15 protein-coding genes and 1 pseudogene are annotated in these 15,466 nt (G+C 68.3%); 9 read left to right on the top strand and 7 right to left on the bottom strand.

The window, feature by feature from the left end; all coding sequences use genetic code 11:
* Positions 1–36: 36 nt before the first annotated feature.
* From ASG40_RS09610 to ASG40_RS09590, 5 genes and pseudogenes are all read left to right on the top strand, one after another.
* A pseudogene (locus ASG40_RS09610) lies at positions 37–1,218 on the top strand (malate--CoA ligase subunit beta); the annotation flags it as partial.
* 18 nt (positions 1,219–1,236) lie between these two features.
* Positions 1,237–2,130, top strand: coding sequence for a succinate--CoA ligase subunit alpha (sucD, locus tag ASG40_RS09605; protein ID WP_055884226.1), 894 nt, complete (start codon positions 1,237–1,239; stop codon positions 2,128–2,130).
* Between the two features lie 207 nt (positions 2,131–2,337).
* The gene (locus ASG40_RS09600) at positions 2,338–5,097 is read left to right on the top strand and encodes a phosphoenolpyruvate carboxylase (protein WP_055884223.1); all 2,760 of its coding nucleotides are present in this window, start codon (positions 2,338–2,340) and stop codon (positions 5,095–5,097) included.
* 126 nt (positions 5,098–5,223) lie between these two features.
* Positions 5,224–6,198 (top strand): HpcH/HpaI aldolase/citrate lyase family protein, encoded by a 975-nt coding sequence (locus tag ASG40_RS09595; RefSeq protein WP_055884220.1) that lies wholly within the window; start codon positions 5,224–5,226, stop codon positions 6,196–6,198.
* Between the two features lie 184 nt (positions 6,199–6,382).
* Positions 6,383–6,817 carry a GlcG/HbpS family heme-binding protein gene (locus ASG40_RS09590; RefSeq protein ID WP_055884217.1) on the top strand — a complete coding sequence of 145 codons (435 nt, stop codon included), beginning with the start codon at positions 6,383–6,385 and terminating at the stop codon, positions 6,815–6,817.
* Positions 6,818–6,968: 151 nt separating this feature from the next.
* Here the strand turns inward: ASG40_RS09590 and ASG40_RS09585 are convergent, their stop codons facing one another.
* Positions 6,969–7,850, bottom strand: a complete 882-nt coding sequence (locus ASG40_RS09585) for an outer membrane protein (RefSeq protein WP_200938229.1) — start codon at positions 7,848–7,850, stop codon at positions 6,969–6,971.
* Positions 7,851–8,056: 206 nt separating this feature from the next.
* Here ASG40_RS09585 and ASG40_RS09580 point away from each other — a divergent pair, with 206 nt between their 5' ends.
* Positions 8,057–8,236, top strand: a complete 180-nt coding sequence (locus ASG40_RS09580; protein ID WP_055884212.1) for a hypothetical protein — start codon at positions 8,057–8,059, stop codon at positions 8,234–8,236.
* Positions 8,237–8,314: 78 nt separating this feature from the next.
* Here the strand turns inward: ASG40_RS09580 and ASG40_RS09575 are convergent, their stop codons facing one another.
* The gene (locus ASG40_RS09575) at positions 8,315–9,172 is read right to left on the bottom strand and encodes a formate/nitrite transporter family protein (RefSeq protein ID WP_055884209.1); all 858 of its coding nucleotides are present in this window, start codon (positions 9,170–9,172) and stop codon (positions 8,315–8,317) included.
* Positions 9,173–9,253: 81 nt separating this feature from the next.
* Positions 9,254–10,003: a competence/damage-inducible protein A gene (locus tag ASG40_RS09570; RefSeq protein WP_055884202.1), complete on the bottom strand. Its 750-nt coding sequence runs from the start codon at positions 10,001–10,003 to the stop codon at positions 9,254–9,256.
* 97 nt (positions 10,004–10,100) lie between these two features.
* Between ASG40_RS09570 and sfsA the strand changes: the two genes are divergently transcribed.
* Together sfsA and ASG40_RS09560 are read left to right on the top strand one after the other, a co-directional pair.
* Positions 10,101–10,808 carry a DNA/RNA nuclease SfsA gene (gene sfsA, locus ASG40_RS09565; RefSeq protein WP_055884199.1) on the top strand — a complete coding sequence of 236 codons (708 nt, stop codon included), beginning with the start codon at positions 10,101–10,103 and terminating at the stop codon, positions 10,806–10,808.
* Positions 10,809–10,890: 82 nt separating this feature from the next.
* A complete protein-coding gene (locus ASG40_RS09560; RefSeq protein ID WP_055884196.1) occupies positions 10,891–11,298 on the top strand; it encodes a cupin domain-containing protein in 408 nt (135 codons plus the stop codon).
* Between the two features lie 7 nt (positions 11,299–11,305).
* Here the strand turns inward: ASG40_RS09560 and ASG40_RS09555 are convergent, their stop codons facing one another.
* Positions 11,306–12,136, bottom strand: coding sequence for an FkbM family methyltransferase (locus ASG40_RS09555; protein WP_055884192.1), 831 nt, complete (start codon positions 12,134–12,136; stop codon positions 11,306–11,308).
* Positions 12,137–12,258: 122 nt separating this feature from the next.
* Between ASG40_RS09555 and ASG40_RS09550 the strand changes: the two genes are divergently transcribed.
* On the top strand, positions 12,259–13,023 hold the full coding sequence (locus tag ASG40_RS09550; protein ID WP_055884189.1) for an alpha/beta fold hydrolase: 765 nt from the start codon (positions 12,259–12,261) through the stop codon (positions 13,021–13,023).
* A 61-nt stretch (positions 13,024–13,084) separates the two neighbouring features.
* On the opposite strand, the gene ASG40_RS09545 is transcribed toward ASG40_RS09550, so the two are convergent.
* From ASG40_RS09545 to ASG40_RS09535, 3 genes are all read right to left on the bottom strand, one after another.
* Positions 13,085–13,846 (bottom strand): ABC transporter permease, encoded by a 762-nt coding sequence (locus ASG40_RS09545; RefSeq protein ID WP_055884185.1) that lies wholly within the window; start codon positions 13,844–13,846, stop codon positions 13,085–13,087.
* Between the two features lie 2 nt (positions 13,847–13,848).
* Complete coding sequence (locus ASG40_RS09540) at positions 13,849–14,814, bottom strand: ABC transporter ATP-binding protein (RefSeq protein ID WP_055884182.1); 966 nt, start codon at positions 14,812–14,814, stop codon at positions 13,849–13,851.
* 144 nt (positions 14,815–14,958) lie between these two features.
* Positions 14,959–15,411: a BLUF domain-containing protein gene (locus ASG40_RS09535; RefSeq protein ID WP_055884179.1), complete on the bottom strand. Its 453-nt coding sequence runs from the start codon at positions 15,409–15,411 to the stop codon at positions 14,959–14,961.
* Positions 15,412–15,466 lie beyond the last annotated feature (55 nt).

The raw sequence follows: 15,466 nt of genomic DNA, 5'->3' as shown, positions 1-15,466 counted from the left end.
AGAAGGTCCGCGCCAAGGGAAGCGTCGAGGAGCGAGCAGATGGATGTCCACGAATACCAGGCCAAGGAGCTTCTAGCCGGCTTCGGAGTCGCGGTTCCCAAGGGCGCCGTGGCGTTCAGCCCCGATCAGGCGGTCTATGCCGCCACCGAACTCGGCGGCTCGTTCTGGGCGGTGAAGGCCCAGATCCACGCCGGCGCCCGCGGCAAGGCCGGCGGGATCAAGCTGTGCCGGACCTACAACGAGGTCCGCGACGCCGCCAAGGATCTGCTCGGCAAGCGCTTGGTGACGCTGCAGACGGGGCCCGAGGGCAAGCCGGTCCAGCGCGTCTACATCGAGACCGCCGACCCGTTCGAGCGCGAACTCTACCTCGGCTACGTCCTCGACCGGAAGACCGAGCGGGTGCGCGTCATCGCCTCGCAGCGCGGCGGCATGGACATCGAGGAGATCGCGGCCAACGAGCCCGAGGCCCTGATCCAGGTGGTCGTCGAGCCGGCGGTGGGACTGCAGCAGTTCCAGGCCCGCGAGATCGCGTTCCAGCTCGGCCTGAACATCAAGCAGGTCTCGGCCGCCGTGAAGACGATCATGAACGCCTATCGGGCGTTCCGCGATTGCGACGGCACCATGCTCGAGATCAACCCCCTCGTCGTCACCAAGGACGACCGGGTGCTGGCCCTCGATGCCAAGATGTCGTTCGACGACAACGCCATGTTCCGCCGCAGCAACATCGCCGACATGCACGATCCCTCGCAGGGCGATCCGCGCGAGGCCCAGGCCGCCGAGCACAACCTCAGCTACATCGGCCTCGAGGGCGAGATCGGCTGCATCGTCAACGGCGCGGGCCTGGCCATGGCCACCATGGACATGATCAAGCACGCCGGCGGCGAGCCGGCCAACTTCCTCGACGTCGGCGGCGGTGCCTCGCCGGACCGGGTCGCGACGGCCTTCCGGCTCGTCCTGTCCGATCGCAACGTCAAGGCGATCCTCGTCAACATCTTCGCCGGCATCAACCGCTGCGACTGGGTCGCCCAGGGCGTGATCCAGGCGGCCAAGGAAGTGAAGATCGACGTTCCGCTGATCGTCCGGCTCGCCGGCACCAATGTCGAGGAGGGCCAGAAGATCCTGGCCGAGAGCGGTCTCGACCTCATCACCGCCGACAGCCTGTCGGATGCCGCCGCCAAGGCCGTCGCGGCCTGCGACGCCGCCAAGCGCAAGCATTAAGGTCGGGGAGAGAAGACCATGAGCATTCTGATCGACGAGAAGACCCCGATCATCGTCCAGGGCATCACCGGTGACAAGGGAACGTTTCACGCCCGCGAGATGGTGGAATACGGCTCCAACGTCGTCGGCGGCGTGACGCCGGGCAAGGGCGGAAAGACCCATCTCGGCCTGCCGGTGTTCAACACCGTCAAGGAGGCCGTGGCGGCCACCGGTGCCACCACCTCCATCACCTTCGTGGCCCCGCCCTTCGCGGCGGACGCGATCATGGAGGCGGCGGACGCCGGCCTGAAGCTGATCTGCTCGATCACCGACGGCATCCCGGCCCAGGACATGATGCGGGTGAAGCGCTACCTCATGCGCTATCCCAAGGACCGCCGCTCGATGGTGGTGGGTCCGAACTGCGCCGGCATCATCTCGCCCGGCAAGTCGATGCTCGGGATCATGCCCGGCCACATCTACCTGAAGGGCAACGTCGGCGTGATCTCGCGCTCGGGTACGCTGGGCTACGAGGCCGCGGCTCAAATGAAGGCGGTGGGCATCGGCATCACCACCTCGGTGGGCATCGGCGGAGACCCGATCAACGGCTCGTCGTTCCTCGACCACCTCGCCCTGTTCGAGCAGGACCCCGACACCAAGGCGGTGCTGATGATCGGCGAGATCGGCGGCCCGCAGGAGGCCGAGGCCTCGGCGTGGATCAAGGAGAACATGACGAAGCCCGTCATCGGCTTCGTCGCCGGACTCACCGCCCCGAAGGGCCGCCGCATGGGCCACGCCGGCGCCATCATCTCGGCGACCGGCGACTCGGCCGCGGAGAAGGCCGAGATCATGCGCTCCTACGGCCTCACCGTCGCGCCGAGCCCCGGCGAATTCGGTTCGACCGTGGCGGACGTGATGAGAAAGCTCGCGGCCTGAGCCGAACCGTAGAACCCTTCCCCCTCGGCGGGGGAGGGTGCCTCGCGGATGCGAGGCGGGAGAGGGGCAGAACGACCTCTCCGAACAGGGCGGCGCTCCCCTCTCCCGCCCGACTTCGTGGGCCGCCCGACCCCGCGGAGGGGGAGGGATGACGCCCGCGCCTGACGCGGGCACCATTCGTGCGCCCAAGACCGAGGTGGCCACCCGATGACCGACACCCTTCACGCCCCCCTCGGCGCCGTCGACCAGGCCTTCGCGCCGCCGGTGATCACGGGCACGTCCTCCAAGGACGCCCTCGACATCCTGTTTCACGCCCTGCTCGACGTCGCCCGCCGCCACGAGCCGGAGCTCGAGGACGTGCTGCACGGTCGCGCCGATATCTCGACCTTCACGCCCGAGATGCTGGCCCGCGCGCTCCAGGTGCAGGGCATCTGGTTCCAGCTGCTTTCCATCGCCGAGCAGAACGCCGCCATGCGCCGGCGCCGCCAGGTGGAGCGGACCAAGGGCCGGGCCGAACTGTCGGGCAGCTTCAGCGCCGTGCTCGCCGATGCGGTGAAGGATGGGGTCGCGGCACCCGAGATCCATGCGCTTCTCAAGGACCTGCGCATCCGCCCCACGATCACCGCCCACCCCACCGAGGGCAAGCGCGTCACGGTGCTGGAGAAGTTCCGGCGCATCTATCTCGTCCTGCGCGAGCTCGAATTGCCGCGCTGGACCGAGCGCGAGCGCAACGGCTTGATGAGCGAACTGCGCGACCAGATCGAACTCGTCTGGATGACCGGCGAGTTGCACCTGGAGAAGGCCACCGTCGAGCGGGAGGTCGCCTGGGGGCTGCACTTCTTCGACGAGACCTTGTTCGAGATGCTGCCGGAGGTGTTGTACTCCCTCGAGGAGTCGCTGGCCGAGTATTATCCGGACGAGAAGTTCGAGGTGCCGGCCTTCTTCCAGTTCGGCTCCTGGATCGGCGGCGACCGCGACGGCAACCCCTACGTCACGGCGTCGGTCACCCGCACCACCCTGCAGCGCAACGCCCTCGCCTCGCTACGGCGCTACCGCGATGGCGTGACGGCGCTGGGCCGCACCCTCTCGCTCACCGAGCGCTCGCTGCCGGTGCCGGAGTCGTTCAAGCAGGAGCTGGCCCAGAAGCTCACCGAGAGCGGCGACGGCCGGGCGATCGCCAGCCGCAACCCGGGAGAGGCCTACCGCCAGTACCTCACCTGCATCCTGCGCAAGATCGAGGCGACCATCGCCCGCAACAAGGGCCTGCGTTCGACGGGACCCGACTATCCGAGCGCGGACGGGCTCATCAACGACCTGCGCATGCTGGAGAAGGGGTTGGCGGACGCGCGATGCCCGTCGCTCGCCAGCGACCTCGTGCGGCCGGTGCGCCGGATGGTGGAGATCTTCCGGTTCTCCACGGTGCGGCTCGACCTTCGCGAGAACACCACCCGCACCACCAAGACGCTGCACGCGCTCTGGCAGCAGGCCAATGGCCAGAACAAGACGCCGCCCGAACTCGACTCGCCCGAATGGAAGAAGTGGCTGCTTTCCGAACTCGCCAAGCCGCGTTCGGGCGACCGCTCGTTCGAGGGGCTGCCCGACGATGCCCGCGAGACGCTGGAGACCTTCGCGCTGGTGGGCGAGATGCGCGAGCAGCTCGACCGCGAGGCCTTCGGCGCCTTCGTCCTGTCGATGACCCGTTCGGTACCCGACATCCTGGGAGCCTACCTGCTCGCCAAGGAGGCCGGAAACTTCCTCGACGGCGCCGGCACCGAGATCTGCTGCCTGCCGATCGTGCCGCTGTTCGAGACCATCGACGACCTGCGGGCGGCGCCGGCGATCATGAAGGAGCTGTTCTCGATTCCGGTGGTGCGCCGCTCCACCCGCTGGCAGGGCGGCGTGCAGGAGGTGATGATCGGCTACTCGGATTCGAACAAGGACGGCGGCTTCGTCGCCTCTAACTGGGAGCTGTACAAGGCGCAGGACAAGCTGACCCAGCTCGGCAAGGCCTCGGGCGTGCCGATCGCGTTCTTCCACGGCCGCGGCGGCTCCGTGAGTCGGGGCGGGGCGCCGACGGCGCGCGCCATCGCGGCGCAGCCGCCCGGCTCGATCAACGGGCGCTTCCGCACCACCGAGCAGGGCGAGGTCGTCTCGTTCAAATACGCCAACCGCGGCACGGCGGCCTACCAGATGGAGCTCCTGGCCTCGTCGGTGTTCGCGCACGCGCTCAAATCCGAGCGCGAGGCCGCCAAGCTCCCGCGCAACGAGTTCGACGACGCGCTGGAGGCCCTCTCGGGAGCTTCGCGGGCGGCCTACGTCAACCTGATCCAGCACCCCGACCTCGTCACCTATTTCCAGGCGGCGAGCCCGCTCGACGAGATCGCGCTCCTCAACATCGGCTCGCGTCCGGCGCGCCGCTTCGGAGCCCGGTCTCTATCGGACCTGCGTGCGATCCCGTGGGTGTTCGCCTGGTCGCAGAATCGGCACGTGATCACCGGCTGGTACGGCGTCGGCTCGGGCCTCAAGAGCTTCCTCGACGTCCGCGGCGCGCAGGGCGAGGCCCTGCTCAAGCGCCTGTTCGCGGAATCACGCCTGTTCCGCCTCATCCTCGACGAGGTCGAGAAGACACTGTTGATGGTCGATCTTGACATCGCCCGCGATTATGCCGGCCTCGTGGCCGACGTGGGCGCGCGCGAGGCGATCTTCCCGCTGATCGAGGCCGAATACGCACTGACCCGCGAGATGGCCCTGCGGGTGAGCGGGGGTACCGAACTCGCCGAGCGTTTTCCCCTGTTCCGCGACCGCCTCAACGGCCGGCTGCCGACCATCAACCAGGTCAGTCGCGAACAGGTCGAGCTCCTCCGGCGTTTCAGGGCCGAGGAGGACGAGGACAAGCGCGAGGCGGTCAAATCCGCTCTCCTGCTCTCCATCAACTGCATCGCCGTCGGCTTCGGCGCGACGGGCTGATACCGCAATTCCGGGTGCCGGAACGGCACCCGGCCGAGGGCGGGGTTTCTTGCGCGGCTCCGGTCGCGATGGGGCCTCGCACGCCAGACGATCGAATACGGTCGATATTTTAGGAAGGAAACATCGATGAGCTTCACCCTGATCCAGCAGGCCACCCCGCGCCTGCACCGCTCGGAACTCGCCGTCCCCGGCTCCAACCCGACCTTCATGGAAAAGTCGGCGACCTCGAAGGCCGACGTGATCTTCCTCGACCTCGAGGACGCGGTCGCGCCGGACGACAAGGAGCAGGCGCGCAAGAACATCATCCAGGCGCTCAATGAGATCGACTGGGGCACCAAGACCATGATGATCCGCATCAACGGTCTCGACACCCACTACATGTACCGCGACGTCGTCGACATCGTGGAGGCCTGCCCGCGCCTCGACATGATCCTGATCCCCAAGGTCGGCGTGCCGGCCGACGTCTATGCCATCGACGTGATGGTCACCCAGATCGAGCAGGCCAAGAAGCGCGAGAAGAAGATCGGCTTCGAGGTGCTGATCGAGACCGCGCTCGGCATGGCCAACGTGGAGGCCATCGCCACCTCGTCGAAGCGCCTGGAGGCGATGTCCTTCGGCGTCGCCGATTACGCCGCCTCCACCCGCGCCCGCTCCCAGGTGATCGGCGGGGTCAACGCCGACTACAGCGTGCTCACCGACAAGGACGAAGCCGGCAACCGCCAGACCCATTGGCAGGACCCGTGGCTGTTCGCCCAGGCCCGCATGATGGTGGCCTGCCGCGCCTACGGCCTGCGCCCGATCGACGGTCCGTTCGGCGACTTCTCCGATCCGGACGGCTACACCTCCGCCGCCCGCCGCTGCGCCGCGCTCGGCTTCGAAGGCAAGTGGGCGATCCACCCCTCGCAGATCGACCTCGCCAACGACGTGTTCACCCCGTCGGAAGCCGAAGTCGGCAAGGCACGCCGCATTCTGGCGGCGATGGAAGACGCCGCCAAGGCCGGCAAAGGCGCCGTCTCGCTGGACGGCCGCCTCATCGACATCGCCTCGATCCGCATGGCCGAGGCGCTGATCGAGAAGGCCAACGCGATGGCCAAGGGCTGAACGTCGGACGCTCGGACGGCCTGAGAACCTCAAGCCGCGACGGCCGCTCCCCACCGGGGGGCGGCCGTCGTCATATCGGCACCAAATGCCGCAGCCGTTCGTTATCGGCATGCCGCTGCGACTGGCCTCACGCCACAAACGACACCCTACCAACGACCTCGCGACTCCCAGGGAGACAACCCCCATGCACGTCACCATCGAAGACGCTCACAAAGCCATCGAGGCCGCCCGCGCCAAAGCGGTGGAGCTCAACACCCAGATGTGTATCGCGGTCGTCGATTCCGGCGGAAACCTGAAGGCCTTCTACCGGATGGACGGCGCCTGGGTCGGGTCCATCGACATCGCCCAGAAGAAGGCCAAGACCTCGGTGTTCTTCGGCATGATGACCGGCCAGATCGGCCAGCTGTCCCAGCCCGGTGGCCCGCTGTTCGGCATCGAGCATTCCAACGACGGGCTCGTCACCTTCCCAGGTGGCATCCCGATCGTGGACAAGGACGGCGAGATGTCCGGTGCCATCGGCGTCAGCGGTTCGACCGTCGAGAACGACCATGCGGTCGCCCTGGCCGGCGCCAGTGTCATCGGCGCGACGGAACTGCCGGCCCACCCCTGGCGGACCTGAGGCCGCTGGCCGGCTCGCCGAAAGGCCCACGAACCGGCTCGGGTGGCACCCTTGAAGACGAACGAAAGAAGGGGGCGCTCCGATAAGGAGCGCCCCCTTCTTTTGGAGACGGCCAGCCCTTGAGGGTTTGGCCGTGCTTCCGACCGAAAAGCTAGAAGCCTCCGAACTTGTAGTTAAATCCGGCCCGAACGATGCTGCCTTCGGTCGTGAATCGCGAGGTGTAGGAGCCCGTGGCCGGCGTCAGGCCGGTGGCGGCCACCGTCACGTTGCGGCTGCCGAGGTCGTAGCGCAGGTACTCGGCCTTGAGCGTGATCGCACTGGCACCGAGGAGATTGCCGATGATGCTGTAGCGGCTGAGGAAGCTGTCGGCGGGGATCGCGTACTCGATGCCGCCGCCGTAGACGTAGCCCGTCTCGATACCGTCGTTACGGCCGAGATAGGCCAGGGCCAGGGCGCCGTTGTAGAACTTGGCGTTGTAGTTCACGTCGCCGTAGGCGAATCCACCGGTGCCGTAGACCAGGACGCGGTCGAAGGCGTAGCCGACGCGTCCTTGCGCCGTACCGAGCCAGTTGAGGCCCTGCCGGAACGAGCTCGGATCGGGGACGCCGCCGTTGGCGGCCAGCGCAGGGCCGAGGTAAAGATAGTTCTTGCGCAGGTCGGTCCAGGTCCAGTCGGCCTCGACGCCCACGACGAAGCCGGAGCCCGGCGTGAACTGGTGATTGTAGCCGACGCCGGCGCCGAAGTTGCCCCGGCCGTCCTGCTCCGAGCGCAGGCTCGGCGGGCGACGCAGGGTCTGCACGTTGCCGATGGTGTTGGTGGTGGTGCTGCCGTCGTTGTTGCCGACGGTGCGGATCTGCTGGCTGTCGCTGAAGCTGTAGGAGCTGTGCGTCCCGGCATAGAAGCCGGTCCAGGTGAAGACCGGAACCGGCACGAAGGCCGGTGCGGGCTCGACGCGCCGCGGCAGGTCGGCGGCGGAGGCGGAGCCGACGGCCAGGAGCGCCGCCGTACCGGCCAGAAGCAGCTTCATCATTATGCAGGTGTCTCTCAAAAAATGCCCATCTCGGATGCAACGTACCCTTGTCGCTGCCCAGTCCCTATGCCTGGAGAGCCACACCGAGCCTCGGATGCGAGAGGAGCCATCGGTCCCGTCCGCACCGTGGCGAGCGAGCCGACAACACCCGGTTAAGGCTGTTGCCTTAATCAGGTCCGAACCGATCTTCAGTCCCGACAGGAGCGCCGATGACCCGTGATCAACTCGCCGCCGAACTGAAGCGCATGGCGAGCGTCCACGTCAGCGACATCGAGCGTGCGGTGAAGGACGGCCACAAGACCATCGCCCTCAACGAACTGGCGGACCTCAACCGCCAGCTCAAGGCACTGTCGGCGGCGGTGAAGGCCAAGCCCGTGGTGCGGGCCTGAATGTCGGCCCCGAAACGCGTGTTCCGGTGCCGCGCGCAGGAGAAGAACGCCCGGTGATCGGGCGTTCCGTGGGGTGCACTAACCCGCCCGGCCGCCTGCCTTTTCTTCTTCCACCTGTGGAGCGACCTGCCCGTAGTTGAGGACCGCGACCAGGGCGGTGCCGCCGAAGACGTTGCCGATGAGCGTCGGCACGAAGAAATGCCACAGGTAGTCGGACATGGAGGCTTCGCCGGTGAAGACGAGGTAGAACGTATCCACCGAGCCGGCCACGATGTGGGCGAGGCCGCAGACCGCCACGAGCCCCGTCATCAGCACCACGATAAAGGGCGCGGCCGACCCGGTGGCGGGCAGCATCCACACCATCAGCGCGATGAGCCAGCCGGCGAACACCGCCTTGATGGTGGTGGTCCAGAACGGGGCCGCGCTGGCGTGGTGGCTGATCTCGGCGAAGGCCTTGCGGACCTCCGGCTCGAAGGCGTCGGAATGGGCGAGGACGGCGGCGACGAGGGCGGTGGCGATGATGTTGCCGACGAGCACGATCCCCCACAGCCGCGCGACCCGCCACAGGGTCGCCACGGTGCGGTCGTGCAGCAGCGGCAGGATCGGCGTCAGGGTGTTCTCGGTGAAGAGCTGCTGGCGTCCGAGCACCACGATGAGGAAGCCGGTGGCGTAGCCCATGCCCGAGATGAGCTCGCTCCACGGCGCCTCCGGCAGGTGCGCCTTGAGGACGCCCGGCACGATCAGCGAGAACCCCATGGTGAGGCCTGCCGCCAGGGCGGAGAGGAAGAGCGCCCCGGCGTTGCGGCGCAGCTCCTCGTCACCCTCCTTGCGGATGACCTCGTGCAGCACGAAGGCGTCGGGGCGGATCACCTCCGCGACGCTCTCCTCGTGCTCCTTCTTTTTCTCGGCGGTGGTGTTGGCATCGTCCAGAGTCATCGGCGTTTCCTCAGCGCCGGTTTCCGGGAGCCGGCCCCCCTTCGCTGCGGCTTGATGCCGCTTGGGGAGGCAAAGCCGCAATCAGGCGCCGGTTCCCCCGCGCAGGCGTTCAACCAGGGCGATGACCGCGTCCCGCGCCCGCGCGACGGACACGGCGTCCCGGCCCCGCACCACGATGCGGTTGGCGAACCCCGTCGGCGTCATCGAGGGATACGATCCGATCGACACGGCCGTCTCCGCCTTGGCGATCGCGGCGAGATCGCCGGCGTAGGTGCCCTCGGGGAGGTTGCCGGCCTCGATGGTCTCGGAGATCACCTTGGCGCCCGTCTCGAGCGTCGGGCCGATCTGGTCGAGCATCGCCTGCATGATCGCCGGCACGCCGGCCATCACGAAGACGTTGCCGAGGCGAAACCCCGGTGCCTTCGAGATCGGGTTGGGCACGAGGTCGGCGCCGTCGGGGATGCGGGCCATGCGCAGGCGGGCCTCGTTGAGATCCTCCGGCTTGTGCCGTTCCAGGAGCATCGCCTTGGCGCGCGGATCGACGTCGATGCCGACGCCGAAGGCGGCCGCGACGCAGTCGGCCGTGATGTCGTCGTGGGTCGGGCCGATGCCGCCGGTGGTGAAGAGGTAGGTGTTGCGGGCCCGCAGCGCGTTCACCGCCTCGACGATGGCGTCCGCCTCGTCGGGCACGACCCGGACCTCGCGCAGGTCGATGCCGATCGCCGTGAGGTAATCGGCGATGGTGCCGATGTTCTTGTCCTTGGTGCGCCCGGACAGGATCTCGTCGCCGATGACGAGGATGGCGGCGGTGACGGCGGGCGGTGGGGTCATCGGGGTCCGGGTGTCGGGAGAGGGGCCCCATCGCACCTAGCGCGGGGCACCGGCGCTGGCTATGGCCGTGCCTTTCCGCATCCAAGATCCGGCCCACATGCGCCTTCCCGCCCCCCTGATCGAAGGCCGCCTCGTGAGGCGCTACAAGCGCTTCCTGGCGGACGTCGAACTCGCCGACGGCACGGTGACGACGGCCCATTGCGCCAACCCCGGCGCGATGCTCGGCCTCCATGCTCCGGGCAACCGGGTCCTGCTCTCGGCCTCCACCAATCCGGCGCGCAAACTCGGGTTCTCGTGGGAGCTGGTGGAGGCGGACCTGCCCGGCGGCCCGCAATGGGTCGGCATCAACACCATGCGCCCGAACGCCCTGGTGGCGGAGGCCTTCCGGGCCGGGCTGCTGGCGCCCCTCGCGGGCTATACCGACCTCAAGCCGGAGGTGCGCTATGCCACGGCGAGCCGGGTCGATTTCCTGGCGACGGGGGAGGGGCTCGCCCCCTGTCACGTCGAGGTCAAGAACTGCCATCTCCTGCGCCGGCCCGGCCTCGCCGAATTCCCCGACTGCGTCGCCGCCCGCAGCGCCCGCCACATGCGGGACCTGGCGCAGGTGGTGCGGGACGGCGGCCGCGCGGTGGTGATCGTCGTCGTCCAGATGCAGGCGATTCGGTTCGACGTCGCCCGCGACCTCGATCCGGCCTTCGACCGGGCGTTCCAGGCCGCGCGGGAGGCCGGCGTCGCCGTCCACGCCTATCGCTGCCGGGTGACCCCGGAGGAGGTCGCCATCGCCGAGGAGATCGCGGTCGCCTGAAGCACGGCCACGCCGCGGGCGACTTGCGCCCCGGCCGGTTCGGACCGATCCTCGTCTCCGGCATCCGTCGAAGGGCCATCCGATGAGCGAGACACCGCCCACCTGCCGTCTCGTCAAGGCCGGAGCCGCCTTCACCGGCAGGCAGGGGCTCGACTACGCCGTGGCGATCTCGGCCGAGACGGTGGGGGCGAAATCGCTGCACATGCAGATCGTGACGTTGCCGCCCGGCGTGCGCGCCAAGGCGCACCGGCACGAGGCGCACGAAAGCGCCATCCATGTGCTGAGCGGCGAATCCGGTTGCTGGTACGGCGAAACGCTGGAGCACCACGCCGTGGTGAGGGCGGGGGATTTCTTCTATATCCCGGCCGGCGTGCCGCACCTGCCCTACAACCCGAGCGACAGCGTACCCTGCGTGGCGGTGATCGCCCGGACCGATCCCAACGAGCAGGAGAGCGTCGTGCTCATGCCGCAACTCGACGGACGGGTTTGAACCGCTCTCAGACCGTCCGCTCGAACACCAGGTTCAGCCGGGTCTCGGCGATGCGGCGGTAGCCGTGGCCCTCGAGCAGGCCCGCGAGGTCGATCTGCCACTGGTCGGTGCCGTTCTCGACGAGGAGCAGGGTCGGATGCAGGCTTTTGGGCGCCGCGCGCAGGAAAGGCTCCAGGATCAGGTCCTCGGCGCCCTCGACGTCGAGCTTCATCGCGTCGATGCGGGTGATGCCCTCGCTCTCGGCCAGGCCCAGCAACGTCACGGCGGGCACGCGGATCTGGGCGCTCTCGTTAGTGCCGACGATCTTGAGACTCGATTCGCCGCGGTTGCGCGGATCGACGAACAGCGTGAGTTCGCCGGCCTTGTCGGCCACCGCGCAGGCCACCGCCTTGACGGTGCCGAAGGGGTTCTGCGCGATGTTGTAGGTGAGCCGGTCGAACACGTCGGGCTGGGGCTCCACCGCGAGGATGCGGGCGCGCGGCCCGGCGAAGGCCGCCACGGCCAAGGCGTAGGCGCCGATGTTCGATCCGATGTCGAGGAAGGTGCAGCCCTGCGGCAGGCGGGCCTTCAGCAGCGCACGCTCCTCGGGATCGAAGAACTGCGGCGTGAACAGCACCTTCTTCTCGCAATTGTTATTGTAGGGGTAGAGCCGCATCCGGGCGCCGTAGCGCTCGACGTCGAGGGGGCGCCCGCGCAGCAGGGTGATGCCGATCCGGCGCAGGAACAGGGCGAGGCGTCGGCCGCTCCAGCGCGCATCCGAGATCCGGCCGGTGCGTGCCAGCAAGCGCGCCACGAGGCCCGCGGGCGCGTAGGTTCCGAAAGGGGGGCTGTTCTTCATGGCAAGCCGGGTGATGCCAGCCGCCGTCGCCGGGGGCAAGCAGGTCGCCCCTCGGCCACCGGCATGATAGGCATCCCCGTCATGCGAACCAGCCACGGGGATGGGCGGACGTGCCGGAGCCGATGCAGCGATTTCATTCCGATGGCGTCGCCATCGCCTATATCGACGTGCCGCCGGCGAGCGGCGGCGGCGACGCGATCCTGCTGATCCACGGCTTCGCCTCGAACCACGCGGTCAACTGGGTCAACACGCTGTGGGTGCGCACGCTGACCCAGGCCGGCTACCGGGTGGTGGCCCTGGACAACCGCGGCCACGGCGAGAGCCAGAAGCTCTACGACCCGGACGCCTACGGCTCGGACATCATGGCCGCCGACGCGCGGCGCCTGCTCGACCACCTCGACATCGCCCGCGCCGACGTGATGGGCTACTCGATGGGCGCGCGCATCGGTGCCTTCCTCGCCCTCGACGAGCCAGCCCGCGTGCGCTCCCTGCTGCTGGGCGGCCTCGGGCTGCACCTCGTCGAGGGCAAGGGGTTGCCGAGCGGGATCTCCGAGGCGTTGGAGGCGCCCCCCGGCACCCCGGCTCCGAACCCGACGGCCGCCGCCTTCCGCACCTTCGCCGAACAGACCCGTAGCGACCTTCGGGCACTGGCCGCCTGCATGCGCGGCTCGCGCCAGACCCTGTCACGCGAAGAGGTCTCGCAGATCGAGGCGCCGAGCCTGGTCACGGTGGGCAGCCTCGACACGGTGGCCGGCTCCGGCCCGGCCCTGGCGGCATTGATGCAAGACGCCAAAGCCCTCGACCTGCCGGGGCGCGACCACTCGACGGCGGTGGGCGACAAGGGGCATCGCACCGGCGTTCTGGAGTTCCTGGCCGCGCGGCCTTGAGCGGCGCGGTTTCGGGCAACCCGTAGCAGGGCGCCGACCGGTCCCTCGCCGGGAAGGGGGTTCAGCTCTTCAGCCGATACCCCGTCCGAAAGATCCACGTCACGGCGGCCAGGCACGCGCTCAGGAACAGCAGCGTCATCCCGAGGCTGATCTCGACCGCCACGTCGCCCTTGCCGAAGAAGCTCCAGCGGAAACCGCTGATCAGGTAGACGACCGGGTTGAACAGGCTCACCGCGCGCCAGAACGGCGGCAGCATGTCGATGGCGTAGAAGCTGCCGCCGAGGAAGGTCAGCGGCGTCACCACCAGCAGCGGCACGAGCTGCAGCTTCTCGAACCCGTCCGCCCACAGGCCGATGAGGAAGCCGAACAGGCTGAAGGTGACGGCGGTGAGCAGCAGGAAGACCACCATCATCGCCGGATGTTCGATGTGGATCGGCACGAACAGGGTCGCGGTGGCCAGGATGATCAGCCCGATCAGGATCGACTTGGAGGCCGCGGCACCGACGTAGCCGAGGACGATCTCGAAGGGCGAGACGGGGGCCGACAGGATCTCGTAGATCGTGCCGGCGAACCGCGGGAAGTAGATGCCGAAGGAGGCGTTGGCGATGCTCTGCGTGAGCAGCGACAGCATGATCAGGCCCGGCACGATGAAGGCGCCGTAGGCGATCCCGTCCACGGCGGTCACCCGCGAACCGATGGCCGCCCCGAACACCACGAAATACAGCGAGGTCGCGATGACCGGCGCGACGATGCTCTGCAGGGCGGTGCGCCAGAAACGGGCCATCTCGAAGCGGTAGATGGCGGTGACCGCCGGCCAGTTCATGGTCATGCGTCGATCCCTGCGTCGATCCCTGCGCTGGTCCTCGCACCGGTCCTGACGAGGTCCACGAAGATGTCCTCGAGCGAGCTCTGCCGGGTGGAGAGGTCGCTCACCGAGAGGCCGGCGGCGGCGAGATCGGACAGAAGCGTCGCGATCCCGGTCTCGGCGGCCTGCGTGTCGTAGGTGTAGGTGAGTTCGGCGCCGTCCGCCCCGAGGGCGAGGCCGGGATGGGCGGCGAGCGAGGCGGGCAGGGCCGTCAGCGGGCCCTGGAGCTGGAGGATGAGCTGCTTCTTGCCGAGCTTGCGCATCAACTCGGCCTTCTCCTCGACCAGGATGATCTCGCCCTTGGCGATGACGCCGACCCGGTCGGCCATCTCCTCGGCCTCCTCGATGTAGTGCGTGGTCAGGATGATGGTGACGCCCTGGTCGCGTAAGGAGCGTACCAGGCGCCACATGTCCTGGCGCAGTTCCACGTCGACGCCGGCGGTGGGCTCGTCGAGGAACAGGATGCGCGGCTGGTGGCTCAGCGCCTTGGCGATCAGCACCCGTCGCTTCATGCCGCCCGAGAGGGTCATGATCCGGCTGTCGCGCTTGTCCCACAAGGAGAGGTCGCGCAGCACCCGCTCGATATGGGCCGGGTCGGGCTTCAGGCCGAAGAGACCGCGGGTGAAGCTGGTGGTGGCCCACACCGTCTCGAAGGCGTCGGTGGTGAGTTCCTGCGGCACCAGGCCGATCGCCGTGCGTGCGGCCCGGTAGTCCTTGGCGGCGTCGTGACCGTCGATCCGGATGGTGCCGGCACTCGGCGTCACGATCCCGCAGACGATGTTGATCAGCGTGCTCTTGCCCGCCCCGTTGGGGCCGAGCAGCGCGAAGATCTCGCCCTTGGCGATCTCCAGGTTGACGTCGCGCAGGGCCTGGTGGCCGGAGGCATAGACCTTGGACAGGTTCGCGATCGCGATGATCGGCGGCATCGGGTCTCCGTGGGTCGGGAGCGGGCGCCGCCTATACCACGCCGAGGCCGTTCGCGAGGGGCAATCGGCCGGCCGCCGCGTCGCGGCGCCTGTCGGCCTCGGGGACGAACCGGCCCCCGACGGGTGGCCGGTTCGAGCCGAGCCCTAGCCGGCGAGTCGCTGGCCCTGCCGCTTGGCTTGCTCGAAGGCCTGGAGGTCGAGGGCGAGGGCGACGACCTGTGCGCTCTTGAGGCGCGACGGGTCCATCGCGCTGCCGATCCCGTGCTCCAGGTAGATCTCTTCCATCTCGGGCGTGCGCATGGCCCCACCCATGGTCCAGTTCGGAAAGAAGCGTGCCTCGATATCGCGCACGTTCAGGATGGTCGCCGTGGAATGGCGGGTGTCGCGGGCGATGCGGTTGTAGGTTTCGACCACCTGCGCCTTGTCGCCTTCGAGGATCTGTACGAACCACGTCTTGTCGAAGATCAGGAACCCCGTGACCCCGTCGCGGCTGTTGTTGCGCTGGGAGGCGGAGACGATCTCGCGCAGGTTGGTCAACATGGCGCGGTCGCCACCCTGCACCGTGTTGCGGCTGTAGTAGACGAGCTGGTGGATCATGAATGTTCCGCCCCGGGACAGGTTGTTATGGCGTTCTGCGACGCTTGCCCGGACA

Origin of the sequence: Methylobacterium sp. Leaf399, assembly GCF_001424525.1 — a bacterium.
Classification (GTDB): Bacteria; Pseudomonadota; Alphaproteobacteria; order Rhizobiales; family Beijerinckiaceae; genus Methylobacterium.
The sequence above is the reverse complement of the archived record's forward strand: the minus strand, read 5'-3'. Positions and strand labels throughout refer to the sequence as shown.